The 25,539-nt window shown below is 50.9% G+C and carries 15 protein-coding genes and 1 pseudogene; 3 read left to right on the top strand and 13 right to left on the bottom strand.

Going from position 1 to position 25,539, the window contains the following annotated elements; translation table 11 throughout:
* Window positions 1-61 precede the first annotated feature (61 nt).
* The 7 genes from DW931_RS14135 to DW931_RS16110 all read right to left on the bottom strand — a co-directional run bounded on the left by DW931_RS14135 (window position 62) and on the right by DW931_RS16110 (window position 10,289).
* On the bottom strand, window positions 62-1,369 hold the full coding sequence (locus DW931_RS14135) for an AMP-binding protein (protein WP_118467326.1): 1,308 nt from the start codon (window positions 1,367-1,369) through the stop codon (window positions 62-64).
* A gap of 104 nt (window positions 1,370-1,473) precedes the next feature.
* Entirely contained in the window at window positions 1,474-2,619 is a 1,146-nt protein-coding gene (locus DW931_RS14140) for an acetyl-CoA C-acyltransferase (protein WP_118467324.1), read from the bottom strand.
* Window positions 2,620-2,754: 135 nt separating this feature from the next.
* Window positions 2,755-3,324 carry a biotin transporter BioY gene (locus tag DW931_RS14145; protein ID WP_022360190.1) on the bottom strand — a complete coding sequence of 190 codons (570 nt, stop codon included), beginning with the start codon at window positions 3,322-3,324 and terminating at the stop codon, window positions 2,755-2,757.
* Window positions 3,325-3,506: 182 nt separating this feature from the next.
* Entirely contained in the window at window positions 3,507-4,148 is a 642-nt protein-coding gene (locus tag DW931_RS14150) for a hypothetical protein (protein ID WP_147353092.1), read from the bottom strand.
* An 84-nt stretch (window positions 4,149-4,232) separates the two neighbouring features.
* Window positions 4,233-5,369: an FAD:protein FMN transferase gene (locus DW931_RS14155; protein WP_227589401.1), complete on the bottom strand. Its 1,137-nt coding sequence runs from the start codon at window positions 5,367-5,369 to the stop codon at window positions 4,233-4,235.
* 21 nt (window positions 5,370-5,390) lie between these two features.
* Window positions 5,391-9,821 (bottom strand): hemoblobin-interacting domain-containing protein, encoded by a 4,431-nt coding sequence (locus DW931_RS14160; protein WP_147353091.1) that lies wholly within the window; start codon window positions 9,819-9,821, stop codon window positions 5,391-5,393.
* Window positions 9,822-10,058: 237 nt separating this feature from the next.
* Window positions 10,059-10,289, bottom strand: a complete 231-nt coding sequence (locus DW931_RS16110; RefSeq protein ID WP_147353635.1) for a hypothetical protein — start codon at window positions 10,287-10,289, stop codon at window positions 10,059-10,061.
* On the opposite strand from DW931_RS16110, the gene DW931_RS14170 reads away from it, so the two are divergent.
* A complete protein-coding gene (locus DW931_RS14170; protein ID WP_022360194.1) occupies window positions 10,274-11,689 on the top strand; it encodes a spore germination protein in 1,416 nt (471 codons plus the stop codon). The two genes, DW931_RS16110 and DW931_RS14170, sit on opposite strands and share 16 nt — an antisense overlap.
* A 97-nt stretch (window positions 11,690-11,786) precedes the next feature.
* On the opposite strand, the gene DW931_RS14175 is transcribed toward DW931_RS14170, so the two are convergent.
* Window positions 11,787-13,289, bottom strand: coding sequence for a PLP-dependent aminotransferase family protein (locus tag DW931_RS14175; RefSeq protein WP_118467316.1), 1,503 nt, complete (start codon window positions 13,287-13,289; stop codon window positions 11,787-11,789).
* 287 nt (window positions 13,290-13,576) lie between these two features.
* Here DW931_RS14175 and DW931_RS16420 point away from each other — a divergent pair, with 287 nt between their 5' ends.
* Together DW931_RS16420 and DW931_RS14180 are read left to right on the top strand one after the other, a co-directional pair.
* Window positions 13,577-13,699, top strand: coding sequence for a hypothetical protein (locus tag DW931_RS16420; protein ID WP_265104095.1), 123 nt, complete (start codon window positions 13,577-13,579; stop codon window positions 13,697-13,699).
* 15 nt (window positions 13,700-13,714) lie between these two features.
* Window positions 13,715-13,861: pseudogene (locus DW931_RS14180) on the top strand (transposase); the annotation flags it as partial.
* Between the two features lie 209 nt (window positions 13,862-14,070).
* On the opposite strand, the gene DW931_RS14185 reads toward DW931_RS14180, so the two are convergent.
* The 5 genes from DW931_RS14185 to DW931_RS14205 form a co-directional block, all read right to left on the bottom strand.
* A complete protein-coding gene (locus DW931_RS14185; protein WP_118481883.1) occupies window positions 14,071-15,396 on the bottom strand; it encodes an IS200/IS605 family element transposase accessory protein TnpB in 1,326 nt (441 codons plus the stop codon).
* A gap of 349 nt (window positions 15,397-15,745) precedes the next feature.
* Entirely contained in the window at window positions 15,746-16,108 is a 363-nt protein-coding gene (locus DW931_RS14190) for a winged helix-turn-helix domain-containing protein (protein WP_118467310.1), read from the bottom strand.
* 57 nt (window positions 16,109-16,165) lie between these two features.
* A complete protein-coding gene (locus DW931_RS14195) occupies window positions 16,166-24,688 on the bottom strand; it encodes an S-layer homology domain-containing protein (RefSeq protein ID WP_118626998.1) in 8,523 nt (2,840 codons plus the stop codon).
* The gene (locus DW931_RS14200) at window positions 24,689-25,063 is read right to left on the bottom strand and encodes a hypothetical protein (protein ID WP_118481887.1); all 375 of its coding nucleotides are present in this window, start codon (window positions 25,061-25,063) and stop codon (window positions 24,689-24,691) included.
* Window positions 25,038-25,427: a response regulator transcription factor gene (locus DW931_RS14205; protein WP_118467304.1), complete on the bottom strand. Its 390-nt coding sequence runs from the start codon at window positions 25,425-25,427 to the stop codon at window positions 25,038-25,040. The genes DW931_RS14200 and DW931_RS14205 overlap by 26 nt, the downstream gene beginning before the upstream one ends.
* Between the last annotated feature and the right edge of the window lie 112 nt (window positions 25,428-25,539).

Genomic DNA, 25,539 nt, shown 5'->3' on the forward strand with positions numbered 1-25,539 from the left:
GTCTTTCTTTTGTCATTTTGCACAATAAGCAATTTTCTTTTTTGACAAGAAAAAGCATTTTTCACAGTTCTTTTTTGCGAATCTTTCCGCTTTCAGTCTTTGGAAACTCCTTTAGAAAGACAAATTCGCGTGGAATCTCATAATCTGCCAGTCTTTCTGCCAAAAATTCCCGAATTGCCATATTGGTACAACCACTTTTTTCGCTGTCACTTCCGGCAATTTCTTCCCTTTCAGCTTCTTTCTCCCACACAATCCACACTTTCAGATAATCGCGCCCATGCTCATGGACTGCCTTCACTGCCGTCTCTGCCACTCCCGGAAATGTCCGCACCGCTTCTTCGACCCGGAGGGATGACACTTTTCTCCCATTTATGTTGCAGATATCATCATCCCGCCCATCAAAATAGAAGAGTCCCTCTGCATCTGTGTGACCGCAATCCCCAATCACCGCGTCATTTCCAATTCCAAGGATTCCATACCGCGTTTTTACATGAAAATGGTCGTTTTCAATCCAGACATCCACCTCTGGAAATGCACGGCCAACCAGCGTCGTATCTTCTTTCATCTCACTTCCACGGATATAGGTAATATAGTTCAGCTCGCTGGCGCCATAATACAATGTAATCTCCGCTTCGGGAAATGCCTTTTTAAACTGCACTGCCTCCGCACCGCCCATACTCTGGGAGCCGCTGACAAAAGAAATAATCCGGTAATTGACCGCCTGTTCCCGCTCATAGATACGCCGCAGCGCCCGCAGCTTGACCGGAATCAGATAGACGCTGGTCGCCTGTTCTGCCTCGATCATCCGCTTCCAGAGGCGCGGATCAAAGGAATCCGCCGCAACGACGCTTCCGCCGGACGCAAGCTGCGCCATATAAAGGTTCAGGTTGCCCGTAAACGCCAGGCTCCCCTGCATAAACGTAATGCTTCCCTCTCCCATTTTGAAAATCTTATTCTGAAGCTTAAAAAAATCGTGCCAGCTTTCAAAGGAGCGGAACAATACTTTCTGACGACCGGAGGTTCCCGACGTCATCACACCCATATATGCCCCTTCCGGAGGTGTCACGTCACGCAATTCATCGGAAATTTTTACATCGGACGGTGCAATCACCGGAACCGTATTTCCGTCTCCATATGCCAGAAACTGAATAAGCTGATGCGCGATCGTCGGTTCCTGGATCCAGTGGATGTGACGTTTTCCCTGTTTTTCTTCTATCTCTTTCGGATGTTTCCTTACACGTTCTGCCGCCTCGATGAGCTCCCCGAACGTATAGCGCTCTTTCTCCGTGATCAGGGCTTCCCACTCTGGCGGGTATGCCCGGAGCGCATCCAGATATGTATTTATACATTGTGTCTGTATTTCTTTCATGATTAATTCCTGTCTTTTACTTATTTTTATATAGAACTTTTTACCAATCTGAGCTTTTAAATTTACCACATTTACTTTTTATATCATTCAAACACTGTCTTCATCTACTTCATTACTTTCTCCACCAGAATACTGCTTCCGATCCCTCCGGCGGCTGCCACGCAGCACATTCCCAAATGCCCATTTTTATATTCCAGTGCTTTCATCAGATGCAGCAGAATCATTGCGCCGGAGACACCATATGGATGCCCAAAGGCAAGTGCCCCGCCCCAGATATTATAACGGTCTTCAATCCCCGGAAATGCACGTTCAAATAGAACATCAATAACGGCAAACGCTTCATTGACCTCAAAAGCATCGATCTCCTGATAAGAATGCCCCGTTTTTGCAAGTATCGCCTTAGCAGCGCTGACGGCTGATTTTGGGCTCATCATCGGATCATCCCCGATCGCTGTACCAAACCGGAAACGGCATTCTGCTTTCCGTCCCTGTTCCCGCAAAAACCTTTCCGAACAAAGTACCACAAATGCCGCGCCATCGTGCATCAGGCACGCATTTGCCGCCGTGATTTTCGTGCCATTTGGAAGCAGATACGGCAGGCGGTCGATCAGACGCTGGCTCATTGTCGGACGGATTCCCTCATCCCGGCTGCTGCCGTCGATGGAAACCGTTATATCCTCCAATATTCCCTCTTTGCGCGCCTGCGCCGCCCTCTTATGGCTCCGGAGCACCCAGGTGTCCATCTCTTCCTTAGAGACATTTTCCCGGATCGCAGTCTCCTCCGCGCCCTCTAACATAACCTGCTCGCCGCGCTTTCCCGGCACAAACTGTGCAACCGTATACACCTTTCCACCGTCATATTCCGGATGGTTCGGGGACATCATGCGGTACGGCTGTACCGAAGAACTCTCCATTCCCCCGGCAATGACCAGATCCGCCATCCCGCTCTCAATCTTGGCTGCTGCCGCGCTGATCGCCTCCAGCGCCGACCCGCACTGCAGATCCAAAGTAACTGCCGGAATCCGCTCTGGAAACCCTGCCGAAAGTGCCGCCAGACGCGTGATATTGCCGCCTCCCCCGACCGCATTTCCTCCTATTATATAGTCGATCGCATCGGTTGGAAGCTCAAATCGCGAAACCACCTCCCGCAGCACCTCCGCCCCCAGCTTTTCCGCCGGGATATGACGGTACATTCCATCTTTCACCCCGATGTAACTGCGCAAACCGCCCAGAATATATACGTGATTCATACTTTTCTCCTGTTTTTCTTCTATTCCTAATTAAAATTAAAGGGATGCGGCAACGGACTCCTCATGCCTCCTGGCTGCATTTCTGCACTAAAAGGCTGATTCTGTTCACTACCACATCCCATCTTTATTTTCTATCTAATTTCCAAATAAGCCCGTCCGCTTCAGCGCCTTTCCAAGTGCTACCGCTGCCACACACTTAACGATGTCCAGCGGAATAAACGGAATTATCGACTGCACGATAACTGCACCCCACGGCTGTCCGGTCACGTGTTTCATCCAGCCTGCACCGAATGCGTAAATCACCGGAATACCAACTACAATCAGGAACGCTGTCTGGAATGCAACATTTTTCCATTTCCGGCAAAACAGGGAAATCAGGAACGCTACAACCAGAAATCCGATATAGTAACCGCCGCTCGGTCCAAGCAGTTTTCCCGGTCCTGCGCTTCCGCCGCTGAATACCGGCACGCCGCATAAGCCTAACAGCAGCCAGCTCGCCATAACTAAAATGGTATCCTGTGGTGCAATCAGCAGACCGATCAGGTTGACAATCATCGTCTGCGCTGTGATCTTTGCATCCGAAAACGGAAGCGGAATCGCAATATACGAAGACACACTGATAAGAGCCAGCATCATCGCCAAAAGTGTAAGCCGCTTCGCGCTCCATGCGCCGTGTACGTTCACTGCACTTGTCTCTGAACTCATTATATATACCTCCTCAGTGATAAAATTCTAAGCCGTGTAATGCATTTTCCTATGAATCACACACAGAGAATCTTTGCTAGAAAAGAGTATATCGGAATTTCAGTGAATTGTCAACCTTGTTTTTATAAATGGTTTACATATACATCCATAGCTCCTCTGCACCCACTTTATCATCGGCATCCCTATTTTTCTGTAATCGAAAGAATTTCCTTTCCCTCTTGCTTCGCTCTCAGATACACCGCGTTTCTTCCCTCCTGCCCCGAATCCGACAGATATACCTCCTCATCAGGACGAAGTGGGGCAAGAAAACGTACTTCCAGAGCGGTCTGTCCCTTCATCCAGCCCTTCTTCCACAGACGAAGCAGACAGGCATTCATAACAAGAAACCCCGGCAGAACTGCCGCTTCTCCCTGATGGATCGGATTGGTATCTGCCGCCTCCCGGAGATATTCTTCCATCTGGCTGCGGCTAAATACCAGCGTATCATCATCCTCACTGCCCAGTTCCGTAATTGCTTTCATGAGCGGCATTTTCTCTTTTTCCGGGACAAGGACGCTCTGGCGCGGTTTTACCAGCAGCACTTCCATCTCCTCATTTTCCCGTTCCTTTTCCTCCTCCGCTGCCGCTATGCGGACCCGGATTGCCGAGCGGCCTTTTTTGATGATTTCTGGAGTTAATTTGGTATGGCAAAACTCATTCTCCCCCTGTTTGGGCTGCCAGTCCAGATGAAGTGTAGTTGTGCCTATCATCCAGCCCTCGTATCCTTCCAATGTGGAGAGAGCGCGCTCAAAGCAAAGAAGCTTCTTTTTCAATCTATCATTCACGGTATTTTCGACCTCTTCGTTATAAATTGTAAATCTGACTCGCATGCACTTTTCTCTGCTCATTATACTAGATCTGTTCCAGAATCACAATATCCGAATCTCCCGCGTCTCCCCCTGATCCACCGGAATAAACCGGTCTTTTAAGCCCGGCGTCAGCCAGATCGTGCCGCCCTCGTCAACTAGGACTGCCTCATAGTCCTGATGCGCCGCCCAATGTGCCGCTGCCTTTTCCCGTCCCATGACAAACAGGGCGGTCGAAAGCCCATCGCAGCGCAGCCCGCACGGTCCGATGATTGTCACAGAAATCAGCCCGCTATGCGCCGGCGTCCCGGTGGACGGATCCATGATATGCCAGTAAATCGTTCCGTCATTGTCCGTAAAATAGCGTTCATAGCCGCCGGAGGTAATGACCGCCTCATCCTGCACCCCGACTCCGCCCAGATAACCGTCGCTCTCCGGATCCTTGATACCGACATACCATTTCTCGCCATCCGGTTTCGTTCCGATCGTCTGGATATTACCTCCAAGACTGAACAACGCGCTTGTCACGCCGTCCTCCTTCATAGCCTTTACCACCTCATCCCCGGTAAATCCCTTTCCGACGCCGCCTAGATCCACCATCATTCCCGGCTCGATCGACGCCGTATCTGCTCCTAAACCAACCAGACGATAATCGACCGATTTAAGCAGGCTTTCCCGCTCGTTCTCACTGGGGACCCGGTAATTTCCCGTTGTAAATCCCCAACTCCGCACAATCGGGTAAATTGATATATCAAGTGCACCATCTGTTTCCGCTCCCAGCGCCAGCGCCTCCTGCATCAGATAACGCGTATCCGCTGAAAGTTCCGCTGTTTTCTCCTGGTTCAGATGAAAAATATCGCTGTTTTCCTGCGTTGTCGAAAGCTCCCCTTCCAGCTCTTCCACCCGCCGTTTCACTTTTTCCTGCAAATTTGCACTTCCGCCGTAGGCGTCAAACTGCATCACAGTATCCATCGCAAACACTGTCCAATTCTGCCCTTCTCCCGGATTCTGGTTCGAATTTGAGGGATTTTTCTCTAAATTTTCGTTTTTTTCTACTGCTGCCACATTTTCTGCCGTCTCTTCCATAGACGCAGATAAACGAGGACGGTCATTCTGGACCGCCCCCGTTTGATCCGGCTGCGATGAAGCACCGCAGCCACACAGCAGCAGGGTTAATAAAATCCACCACTTCTGTTTCAATTTTTACTCCTTTAAATACAACTACTCTTCTTCAGAAACAGACTCTTCTTTCTCAGAAGCATCGCCTTTACCTCCGTCGGATTCTTCCTTATCAGAAGTATCATCTTTTACGTCACCGGTCTCATCCTTCTTGGAATCATTGTCCTTAGATTCGTCCGTTTCATTCTTCTTGGAATCGTCACCAGTTTCGCCGGATTCATCTTTCGAATCATCCTTGTCAGCATCGCCTTTATCTGAAGTTTCGTCTTTCTTCTCATCCGAAGTATCCTTGGACTCGTCCGAATCCTCCTTCTTGTCCTCGTCTACTTCCGGTGCCTTGTTCGCATCGTCTGTCTCGTTCTTCTTATCGCCATCCGGTACATCTGCCTTGTTTTCGTCATTCGTCTTCGGCTCTTCCGGTGTTTGCTCCGGTGTGGTTACTCCCTCGGTTGGGGTGGTGACGATCTCGCTTGGGAGGACTTCGTCGGCAAGAAGCGTTTTGGATTCCTTGATTAATTTCCAGTTTTTATCAAGTTTGCACTCAATCGTTCCGTTATTCTTAGTGTAGATAAGAATTTCATTATTCTCTTCTTCACTCAATCCGGACGCTGAAACCTTTAAACAATCATAATTATCATTGCTATAAGATGTATCCGTTGCATGCGGTGCAAACTCACCACTTCTAAGGAGCGAGGAAACGGATGCCTTGCTATACTCTTTTCTATTCACCTCAACCAAATCAATCTCCTTTAAGAAAGTTTTTAACTTTTCTCCCTCAACTCCATTGAAGCGAATCAGTAAATAATAATCTCCTGTCCAACTACGCTCTTTTACAACACTGGAAACCTCAATTTCTGTATCTGCTTTCTGGCTCTCAACTGTAACCGTGATCGACTGATTCTTGTAACCTTTTGCTTCGATCACAACCTCATTCAGACCACTATCCAGTGCGCTTGTCTGAATTGTCAATGTTGTACCATTTACTGCAAATCCAAGCGCAACATCCTCCTCATTATTGCCAGTTACTTTTACAGACTTAATTGCTTTCAGATACTCTTCATCACCAGTCAGAACCAGCGGATCTCCCTCATCAACCGTAGTGCTGCCTGTCAGTTCCGGTGCTGGAAGCAGTTTCTCTTCGTCACCCGCTAACTTCATATCCTTTGTAACTGTAAAGGTAAGCTCTTCATATCCTTCTGCCTGAATCGTTACATCGGTGCTTTCTTCGGTGCTGAAACCGTCTAAGGTGAAATCGATGCAATCAAAATTCTGTACATTGTTATCTGGATCATCTGCATCTGACATCTTCCATGTAGGCTTATACGAACTAAGGCTGTAAGAAGCTTTCGTATACTCTGTTGTTCCAACCTTCACAGACGTAATCTTAGCCAAGTAATCTTTTACACTCGTTCCCTTTGAAGCCTTAAAAGAAGCACGGCCAAAATCTGGATCAAATGACCAGCTGGCTTTATGTTTGCTGAACTCCACTACTTCTGGAGCTGCCATCTCTTCCTTAATTTCTTCCTCTTCCTTCTCAACCACAAATTCACATCTCAGCGCCTCCGTGTAATAATTCGAACGAAGAGTCAGCTTATAGCTTCCCGGCTGAACCTGATGGAGAATCAGCTTCTTGCCATCCCCGGATACTTCATAGTAAACATCGTTGCTGCTGGACACGCCTTTCGTGTAGATATTTCTCTCAACCGCATCTTCCTCGTCAGAAAGCAGGGTAACAGATTTCAGGTTCTTCAGGAAATCTCCCTTGCTGCCATTAACGGTAAATTCAGCATCTGCAAAATAGTAAGTCTTATTAGAATCTTCTTTTTTCTCAGCTGCAAACGCCTCTTTATCATCCGCATAATCAACGGTCAGCGATAAATCGTTTTCCAGCACCTTATCGTATGTAAATGCAATACTCTGGCTCTTATATCCCGTTGCATCAACAGTCAGCTTGTACTCCTCACCAGCCTTGAATACATCCGCCTCTATGGTAATGGTGCCAGCTTCTTTATCAATGGAATATTTGTCCTTGCTGAGTGCCTGCCAGTTTCCGTTGACAACGATACTCTGAACCGCCTCGATATACTCTGTATCCTCTGTCCGCAGGACTACCGGCTCGCCCTCTTTGTTCTGTACAACTGTAATCGCCGGTGCATCCTGACGGGAGAAGTTTCCATTGTACTGGATATCGCCGAGCAGACCATCTTCGAGAACCTCTTTTGCCGTTGCCGGATGGTTCGGATCCAGTGCTCCATTTTCACGGTAATCTGCAAACGGAAGAATTCTGTCCTCTTTGTATTTCTGATTCTCGCTCTTATTTACGTAGTCTTTCCAGCTGAAGAAATCATCATCTCCAGTATCATAAACTGCATCCGGAATCGCATTGTACCACCATTCCATCACTGCCTTGGACGCATCATTTTCCATCTTGGTCTGTTCAAGGAGATGTGCATTTACAAGCAGATCTGAATCAAAAATCAGGTTTGCAGAGATTGCAGAGCTTCCTGAGCTGCTGCCGCTGGAGCTTCCGCTTCCGCTGGAACCAGTCGATGCGGTGCTGATACCGTCGAATCCATATGCCGCCATTTTCTGACCATTGGTCTGTTCCTTCTCTTTTACCGGCTCTGCGCCCGTTGTCACCTTGAAGCTCTTGGAGAATGACCGGAAACCATTTGCATATACAGTGATCTTGTAATTGCCCTTGTATGGCAGATGGTCTGTATTATCATTGTACAGAACAAATAAATCCTGGCTGTAGAGATACCAGTCATCGATCATCTTAAGGTCGCTTACTGTTCCGTTCGGATCTTCCAGGGTCACACGCTCGATCGGTGTCTCAATTGCATATACCAGATCGCTGACTGCAAAATGGAGATTCTTGCCGGACTGCGGTGTTTCCTTAAGCTCCAGCGTCGGTACTGTCTCATTGACGACATGAATCGGGACGAGCGCGGAACCGCCTGCCGACGATACAACCCGCACATAATAACGTCCATTATTGTAGAAATTGCTCTGTCCTGTCTGGATAGTCAGCTGTCCAACGCGTCCCTGTCCGTGCGCCACATTCTTTTCACTGTCAAATACGAGACTCGAATTAATTGTGTTCTTCTGCTCATTGTATTCAACCAGTTCCAGTTTGCGGATGCCGTCAAACCACTCTTTTTCCTCATCTGTATTATAGTTAAACAGAATGGTAACGGCTGCTTTTCCATTTTTTGGAAGAACCGCATCCGGCGAATAGCTCGGATGAGTCTGTTTCTCTTCATTCAAGTTATACGTAGTCTTTTTCGGAGAAATGCGGGCATTTCCGTTTTCATCGTAATTGGTCAGATAATAGTCCCAGTAAGCAACCGGCTCATGCGTCAGAATCTTCTCAGGCAGATAGCCGTCGTTTTCCTCATATACAGCATCTTCCTGGCTCTCATTGCTCAGAACCACCGTCTCTTCCTTTGCTGCATCTTCTTTGCTGCTGACGGTTACTTTGCCCGGTGTGCCAAGAAGCGCCAGTTTTGCCATACGTCCGTCATCTGTGATCGGAGTTAAAAGATTGGTTACATCTTTTCCATCGACCTTAACGACCGTATTGCCTGCATTGTATCCCTCATCAAATGCGATCGGAAGCCACCAGCCCAGGGAATTTACTTCGGTAAGCTTTGTCTTCGTCTCATCTACCAGCGAAACCATCTGCGGCTTGTCTGGATTTTCAGTGTTTCCGTTATCTCCGGCATTTCCGCCATTCTGGTTTCCGTCATTCCCGGAATTACCGTTATTTCCGGAATTACTGTTATTTCCAGAATTACTGTTGCTTCCAGAGCCCCCCGAATGGCTGCCGCCGGAACTGCCGGAATTCCCTGAACCGCCTCCTGATACGCTGCTTCCGTTGCCGGCTGCTGCCGGACTGCTCGCGTAACCTCTATCCGCACGGGTCTGGACCTCTCCATTTTCATTGACCCACTGTCCATCCGCATTGACGCTGTAGCCGTCCGGCGTCCGACCTTCGGTGTGCATCTGACCATAGTTTTCTGCACTCAAGTTATCAAAATAATAGCATTTTCCATCAATCCACTGCCATCCGGTCACGGTCATGCCTTCCGTTCCATCGGATGCAGTGCTGAAGAAATACCATTTTCCTGCATTGTCCTTCCACCAGCCGCGGCGCATCTGTCCTTCCACGCCATCGGCAGTTGTGTTCATATAGTACCGGCGTCCATCGACGGTGATCCATCCAGTCATCATCCGTCCGGTCTGCGGATCAAGATAATACCAGCCATTCTCGGTCTTGACCCATCCAGTCTTGAGCGTTCCGTCCGTTCCCTGATATTTCCAGTCCTGTCCTTCCTGAATCCAGGCGCCGGTCTGTACTCCGGACTCCGATGCCGGTCCGGTTGAAGCATAAGCAGTACCTGCCTGCGCCGCCGCTAACACGGTCACCGCTGCCAGAATTGCCTGCCGGGATCTTCCCTTACCTTTCATACATATTCCTCCATATAATCTTTTGTAATATCTTACTCTCCGCACCGGATTAGGCATCCCTAACTCAGGTGGCCGAGGAGGTTAGTATAGACTAATCCAATAAAATCTGTCAATTATTTAAATCTGTTTAAAAATGAGAATTTTTATCTATTTTTAATTGAATTTTATTCTCAATAAAGCATTAGTTTTTTAGTTACTAAAACTAACATGCAAATTTCTTTTTCCATTCAGCACATGTTAAGTCTCATTTTGCAGCGATTTTTCCGCCTTTTTCCCTGATATTGCCTCGCTTGCCATGAATTTTAAAAAAACATATTTTGAGAATTTTTTTCTGTTTGCTTCATTTCGTATATTTTTATCCTTTTCGCACATACTCCATCTGTAAACATTTTGTCCCATTCCAGTCCCTTCGCGGTCACTGATATTGGCTTCTCTGATAGGAGATTTACACGATGCAGATTTCTTCATCCATTGAAAATAACCGGACTTTTTTTCAAAAAAAGCTCCGACCGGACATCAGTTTTGATGTCGTAGATCGGAACCTGATGATCGGCGGGCGCGATGCCTGCCTCTACTGTATTGATGGTTTTACCAAGGACGATACGCTTTTAAAAGTGCTGCAGGCGATGAGCAGCATTGAAACCGCCCAGATGCCTGACAATGCAAACGATTTTGCCGCCCTCTACCTCGCCTACGGCGAAATCGGGCTGGAAACGGATTCGGACGCGCTGATTATCCAGCTTCTCTCCGGTGTTCCTTTTCTTCTGATCGACGGATATGCACAGGCACTCACGATAGACTGCCGCACCTATCCCGCCCGCGGAGTCAGCGAACCTGAAAAGGATAAGGTATTGCGCGGTTCGCGCGATGGTTTTGTCGAAACGCTTGTGTTCAATACGGCTCTGATCCGGCGGCGCATCCGCGATCCGAAGCTGCGGATGGAAATCATGAATATTGGGGAAAGCTCGCACACCGATATCGCCATCTGCTACATGGAAAACCGGGTGGACACCGAACTTTTAAACCGCATCCGCACCCGGATTCAAAAAGTGCATGTCGATGCCCTCTCGATGAACCAGGAAAGCCTTGCCGAATGTATTTATCCGCACAAATGGTTCAATCCGTTCCCAAAATTTCGTTTTTCAGAGCGTCCGGATACCTCCGCTGCCTCGATTCTGGAAGGAAATATCATCATTCTGGTGGACAATTCGCCATCCGCAATGATTCTGCCATCCTCTGTTTTCGATATCATCGAGGAAGCCGACGACTACTATTTTCCACCGCTGACCGGCACCTATCTGCGCCTGTCGCGGACGGTCATCTTTTTCCTGACCTTATTTCTGACACCGCTGTGGCTGCTTTTTATGCAGAATCCCGGCTGGATCCCGGAATGGCTCGCTTTTATCCGTGTCACCGACGAGATCCATGTGGCGCTGATCTATCAGCTCCTGATCCTGGAATTTGCCATCGATGGTCTGCGGCTCGCGGCAGTCAACACCCCCAGCATGCTGACGACACCGCTCAGTGTCATCGCCGGTATCGTGCTTGGAGAATACTCGGTCAAATCCGGCTGGTTCAACAGCGAAACGATGCTCTATATGGCGTTCGTCACGATCGCCAACTACTCGATGACGAGCTTCGAACTCGGCTACGCACTCAAATTCATGCGCGTCCTGCTCCTGATTCTGACCTTTTTCCTCAATCTCTGGGGCTTCATCGCAGGAACACTCATTGCCGTCGGCTGCCTTGTCTTTAACCGGACAATCGCCGGAAAAAGTTATATTTACCCGCTAATTCCATTTCACTGGAGTGAATTAAAAAAGCGGCTGCTCCGGAACCGGCTGCCGCATGAGGAGAAAAACGGGTAAGAATGTCGCATAAAATGTCCGCATACCCACAACTGCCCGGATGGTTCCGGGTACTGGCTGTGGTTTATGCGGACATTTTAACTTCTATATCTATCTTCTATTTTTCTTTCTTATACACTACCTCTTTCAGCACCTCCAGCGCCTCCTCATACCGCTCTGCCCCCATCGAGGCACAGGACAACAGGAGCTTCGGATATCCCTCTTGAAAATGATGCTCCTGTTTTTCCAAAAGACTCCCGACCGACTCCACCGGGCGGACGGCGACGCCTGCCTGTGCCGCACGCCCGGCAATTTCCGCCGATGTAAGCGGGCTGTCAAGCTCCATGAGAACCAGAAAACCGGCATCGCCCAGATGCGTTCGCGCTTTTTCTCCAAAAATGCGCCGCACCGCATCACACAAACACTTTGCCTTTGCCGCGTACAATTTCTTGGACTTTCGGATCTGGCTTTCCAGATGTCCGTCCCGGATAAACTGGCATAGGGCAATCTGCTCTGCCTTGGACGCCGTCTGGTTATAAAAACGCCCCCGCTCCTGATACCGTTTCAGCAGATCCGGCGGCAGGACCATGTAGCTCATGCGGATCGATGGCAGAAGCAGCCTTGAAAATGTCCCCAGATACACGACGCCCCGCCCTCCGGAAAGCCCCTGCAGGGACGGTGTCGGGCGGTTATAATAGCGGAACTCACTGTTGTAATCGTCCTCAATAATCAGCATATCCTCGCGCGCCGCATCCTTTAAAAGCTTCATCCGGTCGCCCACCGGCATGACCTCGCCCCAGACTGTCATCTGCGATGGGGTCAGATAGCAAACACTTTTCCCTGTATGTCTCATCGCCTCTGACATCTGTTCGGATAACCCTGTTTTCATCTCTGTTGCACATACATCTGGCTTTTCTATTCCGCACAAATCCTTTTTTGAGGACTCAATCCTCCTATCATTATTTTCCCAATATTCTCTTATATCTCCGGTCCGAAACCCATAATCCTCAAAAATCTGGCGTCCCTGCCGGAACGACGGATTAAAAAACCATGCGCTGTCCCGCTCCCGCAGCATCGGGCACAAAATATGCAAGAGACTCTGCACACCCGCCCCTACTACGATACTGTCCGGCGTACAGATCACATTGCGGTGGCGCCCCAGATACGCGCAGAGTGCCTCCCGGAATTCCCGCTCTCCCTGTGGTTCGCCATAAGAAAGCAGCCGTTCATCCTGGCGCAGGGCGCTCTTGACATAGCGCCGCCATAAATCAAACTGGAAGCTCTCCCGATCCACATTTGAAGACGCAAAATCATACCGGATTTCCGGGCGTTCCTCCTGATGCGGCACACCGTGCTCTATTTCCTCCCGGTTTGCAGCCGCCAGCACCGCATCCGTTACATAAAACCCGCTCTGCGGACGCGAAATGATATAGCCATCCGCCGCCAGCAGCATATACGCCGTCTCCACCGTCGTCCGCGAAAGCTGCAGCTGTAGGGAACATTTGCGGATCGACGGCAGCTTCGCTCCCGGCTTCATCTGACCGGACACGATCAATTCTTTGTAATATTCATATACTCTCAGATACCGGCTCTGTCCCGGTTCGCTTAAATTCAGTTCCATCGTATTTCCTCTATCTATTTATGTAAACGGCGATGCACCGCATCGATCATCCGCATCATCCCATATCCCAGACAACCGCCCCTCTTTCCGTCTTCACAATATTTTTCATCTCCACCACCTGTACCCCCTTATACCCAACTGCCTTCCTCAATTATACCGTTTTCTCCTGCTTATAGGCAATCCCCAAAATTGAGTACTGTTACTGTTCACGCATACGTGCCCAGTAACGGAAATTCCGAGGAAGAAATCAAAGAGCCGCTTCTTCCTAAGAAAGAAGAGATCCCCGCATGATTCCGGCTGAAGTTGGTCTGGCATACTGCAACAAGCTTTTCTTTTTGGAAAAGCAGTTCCGTGACCTTACTCCGGAAGAGCGAAAAGACAGATGTCTGGAAACAGAAGTGCCGGTATAGGAAAGCTTTTATGCATGGTTGGAACAACTCAATCCTGTAAAAAGAAGCAAGCTGGAAAAAGCTGTGATATACGCAAAAAAACATAAAGAAACACTGCGTAATTATCTTCAGAATGGACGTTGCGAAATATCGAATAATACAGCGGAACCACTGCCTGTTTAAGGCGAAGGATACCAAGGGGCAGTGGACAATACGGTGGATTAGTGAACCTCACATGGCTAAAGTCACGTGCTTCTCGGCCGTTTTAAACGGCAAGACTAAATATCGGCGGATACGCCAGTATCTTAGAATTCGTGCGGATACGCACTTTTTCCACACCGGATACGGCTGGTTTCCACATTACAGGTAGTCCGCTGTATATCTGCCTGCGTTTATGCTGCTTTTAAGTTGTTTACTTCTACATAAAGCTTTCTTAAATCTGCATAAACACAGGAGGTTCTACGCTTCACTACAGGGACTTTTGCCTCCAGTGAAGACCTTTCCGTTTCCGGCAAGGGTTTTAAAAGTTCCCGTATAAAATATCTCGCTCCAATATTATAGGCTGCTGACAGGTCGCAGTTATACTGCTTTCCTGTCTGGAAGATACATAGGCTATGGTTCTCCGGATTTCTTACTACCGCTCCACTTCCGTCACAGGCCAGCCTGCTGGTGTTCCGGGCACTAACTCTGGACACACGAATCCTGTTCCGATGTGCCTGATGTTCACATAGCTTCTGAATATCCCTCTTTCTCCATAAATGAAGTTTTTGCTTCTTTTTTCCGGATATTTTTCCTTGCATTTCCAGATACTCAAAAACAATTACACCTGCCTGATATTCTACGGCATATTTCGTGATTTCCGCAGCTATTTTACGGGACAGTTCCATATTCAGCCTTTTTGCATAATCCCATCGGCTTTGAACCTGTCTGGAGGAATGTTCTCTCTGAAAACGGCGGATTCTGCCAAGCACATGATACAAATGGTCTTTATCACTGGGGAAATTTATAAATTTACGTCCCAGAATAGTGCCATCTGCACGCATGATACTACAAACTGCATCCGTATTGATTCCTAAATCAACGCTGCATATCACCTGCTGTTTTACAGCTGTTTTCGATAAGGTTACTTCCTCTGTGTATGAAAATCGAAGGAAATATTTATGATGTTTCCTTTCCAAAGTTGGTGCGGATGCCTTTTTCCCGCTCCACTTTTTCCGAAGATATTCCATATCGGTATGAAGTAATTTTACCTGAAACCACTTCCACTCACGCCCATCAAACAGCTTTAAATGTGCCACATCTTCTCCCGGTTCTGCTTCTCTATACATGACATCCCGATAGAATACCGGCATCGCATGATTCTCACAGACCAGCTTCGGTTTCCCCCTCAGTTCTCCCTTTTCCCACAAACTAAGGCGTGATTGATAGGAGGACACTGCTCCAAGTGCGTGTTGAATCGCCGCTCTTCTCAGATAAGATGGCATCTTAGGAAAATGACGGTCAAACGGAAATCTGGCATGATTCTTTTTTGTCTCATGTACCAGATGTTCCGCCTCATTAAAGCGTTTTTGTAGATTTTTGATTTCTGAAAGTTCTTCCCAGATCTCTGCATACACCGGAATCAGATAGGAAACTGCTTTCCGAAAAATATCCAGCGTAGAGCGGAGCGGTATATTCTTTTTTTTAATTTCTACTCCATAGCTGGATACAATCTGCATAAAGGTCCCTGCTTTCTGTTTTCGATATTTCGCACACTGTGCAAAATGATACTGTAAAAAATACGCATTTCTTCTACCTACGAAAGTAATTTTTCTTTCGTAGGTAATACACTATATTTACATTTATATTATACCATGCATCTCTTTGCAAGGCAAACATTTGTTCTGTATCTATTAAAATAATTGGCACACCTAACTCATCACTAAAGTAACGAGAATGCGGTGTGCCGTTTTTCAATCAACTTAAAAAGAGGCACGGCATAAATTATTCTGATAGATTTTACATCAGATTGCTTTATGCCGTGCCTTTTATGTTATCATAAGGATTGCTACATACATATAGCAGGCTTCACCCTCCGTTATACACCGGATTCGCATTGATTTTCGGTACGAAGGCAACAGCCGTTCCGCAATTTTCACCATCCTCTCCCCATACTTCTTCATAGATCTGTCCGGCAGAAAATACCCAGAATGGATGTTTTGCCAAGTATACCAATGTTGCAAATTCCCGACGAGTCATAGAAATCAACTCACTGTTTCGGTATACTGTTCTCTCCTTCAGCCGAAGCTCCAAGCCCGGAAAAACAAGAGTGTTACAAGGGTGGGATGTCACAATATGGTCAAATCCTGGCTCGACCGCAATAATCTCCATAATTCTACTGAGTATATATTCTTCATGGTCGGTAAGCGACAGTACCAGAAACTTGCCCATATTGTTCACATCCCTCTTTATTGATATTATTTTTGCATTACATTACGGGTTCATTTTTCATCTGTCGGATGCGGTATTCACCGCCATCGTCCCATCTGCATAGAAGTAGTACCACTTACCATCGATCTGCTTCCAGCCTCCGGCAAACATCATTCCGGTGACCTTGTCCAGCCAGTACCACTTCTGATCCTCGGAGAGCCAGCCCTTCACTGACTCCCCGTTTCTGTAATAGTTCCACTGGCCGCTGTCATTCTGCTGCCAGCCGTTTGCGGCCTGCGGGTCAATGACGATTTCCACAAACCGCCGCAGAACCGTGGCGACCTCGGCGCGGGTGGCGGTTCCCTTGGGGTCAAACTTATTTTCATTCTTCCCGGTCAGGATGCCCGCCTGCTGCATGGACTTGACCGCATCCTTCGCCCAGCTGCTGATCTGTGTGTTGTCCGCAAAGGTCACAGCCTTCAAGGTCTGGGGCAGATCATAGCCCAGCTTTGCAGCATAATTTTTCATAATCACCGCCATCTGTTCCCGGTTGATGTTGGTGTCCGGTGCAAAGGTGGTGGCGGTAATGCCTTCCACAATACCGGTCTGTGCCGCCCAGTTCACATAGGGGGCATAGTAAGCGTCGGCTTTCACATCGGTGAATTTCCCGGTCTGGTAACTGTCCGGGTTGATGCCCGCCAACCGCCCCAGAGTTGTCACAAACATTCCTCTGGTCATGCCGGTGTCCGGGCTAAAGGTGGTGTCGCTGGTGCCGGAGAGCAGTCCCCGGCTGGCTGCAAAGAGGATGTTATCTGCTGCCCAGTGGCCGGTAATGTCGGTAAAAGCCGGGACAAAAGTTTTGTAGCCCACGCCGTAAACGCTGAAATGACCGGTTTCAAAAACCACCGCTTTCAGGCTGGCATTGTAGCTGGATTTGGTGATCCATTCCACCTTGCCAGCGTCATCTACATAGACTGCATAGAGATTACCTGTCTGCTCACCCTTTGCCGGTGTGTAGGGCAAACGCACCGATATAGTGTGACCATTTAAGTTGGCAATCGGTGTTTCTTTGCCGCCGGAGAGGTAGACCAGTGACAGGTCATAGGTCGGTCTTGTGCCGATGGTGGCTTTGGCCTCGGTGGAACGCAGTGCATCCACCTTATCTGCCCGGAGAATGATGTCCCCGCCAGCGGAGGCGGTATCCAGCTGCTTCAGAGTATCCAGGCCGATAGTAACCGAAACCAGATGGTCTGTTGCTACGGTAAACTGCCGGACGTTTTCTTTAACCAGCAGATCCAGTGTCTGCGCCTTGATGGTCACGTTAAAAGAGGTCTGGCCTGCCGCCGGGGTGATGGGAACCGTAACACCAATCCCGTTCTCTGTGGTGCCGTTCTTTTTCGCATCCTGTTTGGCCTTGTCGATGGCGGACTGGACAGAGCTGTTATCCACTGCCGCATTGCCGTTTTTATCCGGCTGTATGGGTTTGGTTTCACCGGTGACAGGGGCTTCCGGCTGGTTGGTGTTATCATTGCTTCCGGAACCGTTAGAACCGCCGGAGGATGAGCCTCCACCGCTGCCCGAACCACCAGAGGAGGAACCGCCGTCGCTGGAAGATTGCTTGGAAACAGTCAACGTTCCAGAAACATAGGTGATCGCATAATTGTCATTTGACAGCGTACCAGTAATGTTGATCGCGGTTTTTCCGGTTTTGCTCATATCCAGTGTCTGTGCGTAGTCCAGTGTTACCGTGCCGCTCAGGGTATCTGCACCAACCAGCCCCTCCACCTTGTAGTCCTTATCTGCTTCCGGGCTGCTCAGATCGGGCGCGGTGCTGCCGGTGTAGGCGCTCTGATCAAGCGCCGTAACGGTAACTGACTTTTTCGCTACGGTCACAGTCACGTTCTGTTCTGCCACATCTGCGTACTCTGCATTTCCCTGAACCTTATACCAAACAGTGTATTCCCCGGCGTTTTTCGCTGTGGGGAGCTGCTCGCTCCACTCAGAATTGTCAAGCCGGTAGAGCATCGTGCCGCCAGTGGTCTTGCCTGCTGTAACCAGCGCCTGTTCTGCACCGTTGTAGGTCAGGGCGTTTGCCGTAGGTGCCGTAACAGTGGGGACAAGCTTGTTGGTCGCATTGACATTGACGGTCAGCGTGATGTCCTCATAGTTTGTGCTCTTGATTACTACGGTCACTGTGCCCACAGGGCCGGTGGTTTTCACGTCATTTTTCTGAATCGGCAGGATCAGCTTGCCGTTTTCCACCTTCGCGCCGCCGGTGTAGTAGCTGCCATCCAGTGTGATTCCGCCGAGCTCATAGGTGGGTGCACCGTACTCTTTGGGCGTTTCCAGCGTGGGCAGGGCGGGAAGCGTCACAGTGTAGGTCTTTTCGTAGCCGTTTACAATGGTCAGCGCGGTTTCCTTGGTGAAGTCAGGCGCGGCGGCCTTGGTGATGCTGCCAGTCGTAGGGAAGCTGCTCTGCTCCAGGGCGTAATTCTTCGCGGCCTGCCCCATCAGGGTCACTGTGGCAGTGACGTTCTTGCCGCTGTCCACACTGGCATAGTCAAAGCTGGCGGTCACGTTGTAGTCTGTGTCTCGCTTCAAGGTCACGTTGTCGAAGGTTACGCTGGTAATGTCCGCGTTTGTCGTGCCATCATAAAGCTTGGACGCAACCGTTACCCCGGTGATCGTCAGCGGCTTCTGCCCAATGCGGACCGCCACGCTGGCGGGTGCGGTATCTTTGTGGTTTGCATCGCCAATCACCCGATACCACACGGTATATGCTCCGGCATCGGTGCCGGTAGGGATGTCCGGGCTGTATGTGCCGTTCTCGGTCAGGCTGTACTGCATGGTGCCACCGCTGGTCACACTGCCCGCAGTAATCAGCGCCTGCTCCTGTCCGGTATAGGTCAGATTTTCCTGCGCCGTGGGAGCGTTGAAGGTGGGGGTAGCCTTGTTCACCTTGATGGTCACAGTTCCGGTCGCGGTCGCGTATTCCTCATAGCCCTCCGCCGGGGTGAATATCCACTCAGCCTGATAGTCGCCGGCTTTGTCGGGCTTGGTACTAGGATTCGTCCACTCGAAGGTGCCTTCGACCGTCTTGCCGTCGTCTTTCATCGTGCCAGTAATGGTGCTGACGCGCAGGATCTGGCCAAAGGTGATTGGCGTTGCGGTGATCTCGCCGTCCAGCACGGGAACGATCTTGTTCTTCGCGATGACTTTAACGGTCAGGAGCATGTCCTGATAGTTGTCCGTGGTGATCTTGACGCCTACGGTTCCGACGGAACCTTCGGTCTGAGATTCGACAGCCGGGACAGTCAACTGGAACTCATCGTTTGATGTGATCATTGCCGTCGAATTTGCGTAGCCGCCCTCTCCAATCAGATTGAAGTTGCAGGCCTCATATTTGATGGAGCCGTACTTACAATTATCGCCCAGCGTCGGCAACGCGGGAAGATTGACCAAGTAAGTCTTTGCCAGCCCGTTGATAACGGTCAGCTCTATGGGCTGCATCGTGGGCGCGGCCGCCTTGGTGATGCTAAACTTCCAGCTATCCGCCGTCAGGCCGTTGGCCGCAGCATAGTTCGTGCTCTCGGTTACATCGATCTTGACGGTGTATTCGCCCGCGTTCTTAAGCGTGGCTTCCTGACCGTCTTTATCGTAGTATTTTACGATGACCTCGCCCGTACCGGCCTTTGCGGGAGAAACTGTCGCGCTCTTGACATTGCCGTCATAGGTCAGGCTTGTCGGGGCGGTGAAGGTGAAGTCCTCCGCCTTGGGGGTAGCTTTGCCAATGGTATAGGTCACGCTGGCGGTGGCGCTGCCCATGGTGATGCTGGCGGTGTAGGTGCCGGCATTCGTGGGGAGCGCGTCGTTTTCCAATTTCTCTGGACCATACTCGCCCGTCTTCGTGTAGCTGATGGTAATCTTATCCACCGCCGGACCCTGCCAATCTCTGCTTGCAGTCACCGTGGCGGGTTTGCCGCTGCCGTTGTAGGTCAGCTCGGCGGGGGCCGCAATGGTCACGCTGCCGCCGCTGGCGTCGTCCTGGCTGCACTTGGCAGTGATGGTCGCGTCGCTTGCCGTGTACGTCCAGCTATGCTGATGCCGGGTCACGGTGAACGGCTCGCTGTAGCAATTGTAGCCATTGCTGCACTGGACGTAAATGTGGTACTGATAGCTCTTGTCTACGGGCAGCCCGGAAATCGTGAGCGTCTTGCTCTGCCCGCCGGTATGCGTCGCAGTATTAACATCGTTTAATTTCGTGGTCCAGTCTTTGCTTGATTCGTCAAACCGCTCCCACCAGTAGTAGTAGGTGACGCCCTCCGTTTCGGGCGCGATTACCGCAGTCAGCGTGATATTGCCGTCCGTCGTAAACGCCGAGTTTTCGGTGTAGTTCGTATCGTTATTCGGATAAATCTTTTCGACCGCGAAGGGCGCTTTTTCAACGGTGACTTCTGACGGGATTGAATTGGCGTTGGGGAGCCATTGGTTATCCTTTGTTTTTTTGTAAGCGTACCCCTTCGCCAGCAGCGCGTAGGGCTTGACATAGCCGGCATCGCTCGTAATCTCGCCGTAGCTGCCGCCGCTGAGGCTGGCGCTGCTGCCGTCCTTTACAGCCACACGGCTGAAGGTGCCGTTGCTCAGCGAAAGCTTTCCGCCGTTCTGCGCCGTGACAATGGCGAGCCTCGTATCCTTGTCGTTGACGGTCAATTCCGCGTCTTTGCCGTCCACCGTCACATAGAAGCCTCCGTTGCTGCCCGTGACCGTCAGAGAAATGCCCTTGGCGATGAGGTCCACACCATCGACCGTTTTCCCGCCGGTCGCCAGCGTCACCGGCCCGCGGGTCAGTTCATAGGCGGTCCGCTTCCCGTAGACAGAGTCATTCACATTCTGATACAGCGTGATGGTCTTTGCACCGTCCGCCGCGTTCGCCGCCTCGATGGCAGTGGCAAAGGCCGTGTACCAGCTCGTTGTGCCGCCGACGGTCAGCGACGCCGTCATCTGCTTGCCGCAGATGCTGCAAGTGCCCTTGCCGTCCTTGCCGCCGTCGTGCGTATGCGACACGACCTTGACATTTTCCAGCGTATTCACGCTATCATTGGTCACAGCCTGATTATCACTTGCTCCGTAATACGCCGCGCCCTCCGCCAGCAGGTCGGCGAGTTTGCGGTCGCCGTTGGTTTTGATCATCGTAAATGTGCCGCCGGAAAGCTTGACTTTGGTGGTGTAAAAATCCGCGAAGACAAACGTGCCGCCGGAGATCGTCCCCGTGACATTGTAGTCAAACTCAACGCCGCCATATTTCTTTTCATTATTAAAGCTGCCGCCGCTGATGTTCGCGATGCTGCTGCCGTTGAATTTGACAGGACCATTGAAGGTACCGCCCTTGGCATTCAGCGTACCGTTCACCGTGACGGAGGCGGTGGTGAATGTGACGCCCGCCTCCACCGTCGCCGTGCCGTTGATGGTCGCACCTTTATAGCTGCCGCTGGCAAAGGTCACATTCGCGTTTTCAGCGACCGTCACATTGCTGGCGGTGTGCGTTCCGCCCTCCAGCGTCAGCATGCCGGTCAGCGTTATGGAGGTGCCGTAAGGCATATCCCGCAGCAGGGTCAGCGTCGGCTCGGTGCAGCCCTCATTGCTCCAGCCGTTCAGGGTCTGGATGGTCTCTACATAGCCGTTTTCCAGCGCACTGTCTTTCGTGAAGTAGGCAGTCTTGGCCGTGCCGTCAGCGGCCTTGGCGGTGATCTTCGTATACAGGTCCTTGTGGCACACAGAGCACACAGGGTTGCTGTCATCGGCGCACTGATGGACGCACTCCGTGAACTGCACCTTGTACGCTGTATAGCCGGTCAGTTCGGAGATTTTCTCCGTCTTGGGAACGATGCTCCAAGCGCCGTCCTTTTCGCCGTACAATTCACACTTTGCATGGTTGGTTCCCAGCAGGTCGTTAACGGTGAGGCTCTTGCTCTTCGTGCTGTCCGTGATCTTGCCGATGGTGCAGGCGTTTGTATTGCCCTTCCACAGCTTCAGGCCGTAGCCCGTACTTGTGGAGCCATACGCAGCATTGCTTAAAACCAACTCGCCGATTTTGCCGCCAAAGCGCTCCAATGTGCCGCCGGCCTGCAGCTCCACGCGCGAAATCTTGCCGGTGTAGGAGTCGTCAACCGCCAGCGTTCCGTCGGAATTAACCGAAAACTTGACATTGAGCGCCTGCGTTCCGCCGCCTGTTCCGGAATCCTTGACCGTCAGAGTATTGGACTTGTTCCCGCCTCCGACACAAATGTATTTATTCTCGGTGCTGACAGTTTTGCCATTCAGATCCAGCGTCGCTGAGTAGTTCTCAGAAGAGCAATTTCCTGTGAGCGTCACATTCCGCAGCAGCGTCACGGTGCTGCCTCTGGCTGCATTAAACGCATCCGTCAGCGTCTGATAATAGGCGCTATCGCCCACGCGCGCGTCGAATTGCGTTTTGCACTTCTTGCAGGTGTAGCCTGTATCGTCCATCTCGTGCGTGCAGGGCACAAGATAGACCTTGCCGTCATTGCCCAGGCTGGTCACGCTGTCGGCGGCGTCCGCCTTGAAGTTCTCGGCGCTGAGCGTCACGCCGCTTGCCGGTTCGGCGATGGCCCCAGGATTTATGCCTTCACGCACGCCCACACGGATGACCGAATCCTCACTCAATGCGCCTGATACAAGAATGGGCAGCTTCCAATCATAATTGGCGTAATAACCGGCCTTCACCAAGCCGGAAACAGTGAGCTTAGAATTAGAAGTTGTGCCTTCCACTCCGCCGTAGTAAACGTCATATTGATTGTTGTCGGTAACGGTAGCATCGGTGAGGGTAATAGCGCCCTTTCCATAGATGCCGCCGCCCTCGAAGGTGCTGTTGTTTCCGGTGATCGTCACATCCTTGACGGTTACCCCTCTCTCCGAATAAATGCCGCCCCCGTGGCCATAACTTGTATTCCCCGTGGCGGACGCCTTGTTGCCGGTGATCGTGGCGTTGGAGATCGAAACACGGCCGGCGTTAAAGTGGATATAGATGCCGCCGCCGTTGCCCTTGGTGGCTGTGTTGCCGGTGATGGTGCCGCCGTCCATGGTGAAGCTGCACTTCTCACCCACGTAGACGCCGCCGCCACCGCCGTCAGACGCACCCGCAGTGTTATCGGAAATGGTTCCGCCATGCATGGTGAAGCTCGGCGGGGCGATATGATTCGTCGTGCCGACAAGGAACACACCGCCGCCGGAGCCGCTGCCTGCTTTATTACCGGTAATCGCTCCACCATACATGGTAAAGGACGAGCCGGTCTGATAGGTGCCGCCCTTTATACCGACCTGCACGCCGCCGGTGATCGTGCCGCTGTACAGCTCAAATTTGCCGCCATTGACGAGCACTCCGCCTTGAACCCTGCCGCTGTCGGAGCAGTCAGTCAGCGTCAGCGAAGCACCGCTGCCGACCGTGATACTGCCGGAAATCGTCTGCCCGTTCAGGCAGAGGTTGACCTCGCCCGTTGGCACAGTCCAGCTCTCCGACACAGACTGCGTCAGATAATAGTTACCAGCAGAATCAGGCAGGGAATCGGCAGTTGTCCATGCTATGCTATCAGAGTCATGTTCATGGCCATTGACCGCCGCAGTACCGCCGCAGATACAGTGGGTATGATAGGCCTGCGGCAGCGCAAACGCAGCCAGCGCCGCACAAACGGCGTTATAGCGCGTCATGTCCAGCTTGGCGGCCTGCTCATCGGTGAGGGCCTCTATTTCTGCATCAATAGCCTTCAGCTGCTCCTCAATTTCGGTCGCATTGTCCTCCGTGACTGTTTCAGGCAGGGCGTCAATAAGTGCCTGCACAGCCAGCACCGCCTCCTCTTTTCCAAGGCAGGCGGAGAGGTCTGCACCCTTAGCAGAGCAGACGGTGCAGTCAGGGTTCACAGCATCAGCGCCGCATAATTTCTCACAGATGCAGGCGGCTTCCGCTGTGCCTTTGCAGGCTGTCAGGTCTGCATCTTCCGCAGAGCAGACTGGGCAGTCGAGATTGACCGCCTCTTTATCACAACGGGTTTCGCAGATGCACTCCGCCGGAGCATTCCCGGACACACCGGGAACAAGCCCGCTGTCCTGGGAATTGCACAGCTCACAGGTATACCTGCAGGGCGTCCCCTCTGTGGCCGGAATGTAGCCGCAGCTATCGTCATGCTTGCCGCGTTCATGGGGACAGCTTAATTCTTTTGTGATACAGCCGCTTTCCTCACTGCATTCATGGGTACACTCGGTCGGCTGGACCTCCTCTACTTCAGATGAGGTCGCCGTATTTTCTGATACGCTACCTTCCAAAACAGGGTAACAGCTTTCGTCATGTTTATGGATACACTTCTCCACAGGGGTGTAGCAATCCTCAGTATGTTCATGTTCACAGGCTGCCCCTTCGGTTCCTTCCGTATATCCGCAGTCCTCTGTATGTTCCGGGTGATGCTTGCACAACCCCGTATGGACGGCGGATACACCCGCTTCCACCGCAGATGCCGGAACTCCCGGCATCGTAAAAATCATTGCCGCCGCCAGTAAAAATGCGGCCGGCCGTTTCCATTTCCATATCATTTATTCATCCTCCTCACGCGGTTCGTTCCTTCTCGTTGTTTTCTGAAGCAGCTGGGATACCGCCTCCCGCAGCTGATATTCTGTCACAGGCTTTACCAAAAAGGTGTCCGCCTGCATCCTGCGGCTTTGGGGTTCAAATTCTGCCTGGTCGCTGATCCACAGGAGCGGGACATCCTTGCTGTACCCTCGTATGCTCATGCAGAAATTCATTCCCCTGGCTCCGTCCTCCATGACAACCACAGCATCATAAGGCCCATCCCGCTGCATGGCATAGACGCAGAATACGCCATTGTCAAAGCGGTCTACTTTGCCAAGCCTCATCAGTAACGCCGTTTCTTTCTCCTTCTGACTATAACTGCACAGCGCAATTCGCATGTTCGCACCTCCATTTTGTGATGGGTTTTATCGCCTCATATAGCTCCTGATCGGAGCAGTCTGCCGAAAGGAACGCAGGGATACGCAGGTGATATGCGATCAGGGCAAAGTTTTCATCATCGCTCCACCAGACAAGCGGTGTTTCCGGTGCCAGCTGCTTTGCCTGAATGGCAGCCTCCAATCCCCTTGCCCCGGTCATGGCGATGACAACCGCATGGTAGCGGCTCCGCCGCAGTGCCTGAGATAGCTGTTTCTCATTCCATAGCTCGTCGATGACAAGCTGTCCGTCCCCAGCAAAAAGGGAGCGCAGCCTGCTCTCAAACCATTCTGCATTCCTTAATTCCGTACAAAGTGCGATTTTCATGCTGAGCCTCCTTTCCTGAAAAGAAAAACAAGAAAGAATGTGCCTTGGCACATTCTCAGACTGTAGACAAACTTGGTGCTGGGTGTTATGCCCAGTACCATTTTTCTTTAAA

The sequence above is a fragment of the Clostridium sp. AM43-3BH genome (assembly GCF_003479985.1).
Taxonomy (GTDB): domain Bacteria; phylum Bacillota; class Clostridia; order Lachnospirales; family Lachnospiraceae; genus Otoolea; species Otoolea fessa.

Bases quoted from the DNA above. Each gene is read 5' to 3' on its own strand.
- DW931_RS14135 (WP_118467326.1), bottom strand. From the start codon at position 1,369: ATGAAAGAAATACAGACACAATGTATAAATACATATCTGGATGCGCTC.
- DW931_RS14140 (WP_118467324.1), bottom strand. From the start codon at position 2,619: ATGAATCACGTATATATTCTGGGCGGTTTGCGCAGTTACATCGGGGTG.
- DW931_RS14145 (WP_022360190.1), bottom strand. From the start codon at position 3,324: ATGAGTTCAGAGACAAGTGCAGTGAACGTACACGGCGCATGGAGCGCG.
- DW931_RS14160 (WP_147353091.1), bottom strand. From the start codon at position 9,821: ATGAAAGGTAAGGGAAGATCCCGGCAGGCAATTCTGGCAGCGGTGACC.
- DW931_RS14170 (WP_022360194.1), top strand. From the start codon at position 10,274: ATGCAGATTTCTTCATCCATTGAAAATAACCGGACTTTTTTTCAAAAA.
- DW931_RS16110 (WP_147353635.1), bottom strand. From the start codon at position 10,289: ATGAAGAAATCTGCATCGTGTAAATCTCCTATCAGAGAAGCCAATATC.
- DW931_RS14175 (WP_118467316.1), bottom strand. From the start codon at position 13,289: ATGGAACTGAATTTAAGCGAACCGGGACAGAGCCGGTATCTGAGAGTA.
- DW931_RS16420 (WP_265104095.1), top strand. From the start codon at position 13,577: ATGATTCCGGCTGAAGTTGGTCTGGCATACTGCAACAAGCTTTTCTTT.
- DW931_RS14185 (WP_118481883.1), bottom strand. From the start codon at position 15,396: ATGCAGATTGTATCCAGCTATGGAGTAGAAATTAAAAAAAAGAATATA.
- DW931_RS14190 (WP_118467310.1), bottom strand. From the start codon at position 16,108: ATGGGCAAGTTTCTGGTACTGTCGCTTACCGACCATGAAGAATATATA.
- DW931_RS14195 (WP_118626998.1), bottom strand. From the start codon at position 24,688: ATGATATGGAAATGGAAACGGCCGGCCGCATTTTTACTGGCGGCGGCA.
- DW931_RS14200 (WP_118481887.1), bottom strand. From the start codon at position 25,063: ATGCGAATTGCGCTGTGCAGTTATAGTCAGAAGGAGAAAGAAACGGCG.
- DW931_RS14205 (WP_118467304.1), bottom strand. From the start codon at position 25,427: ATGAAAATCGCACTTTGTACGGAATTAAGGAATGCAGAATGGTTTGAG.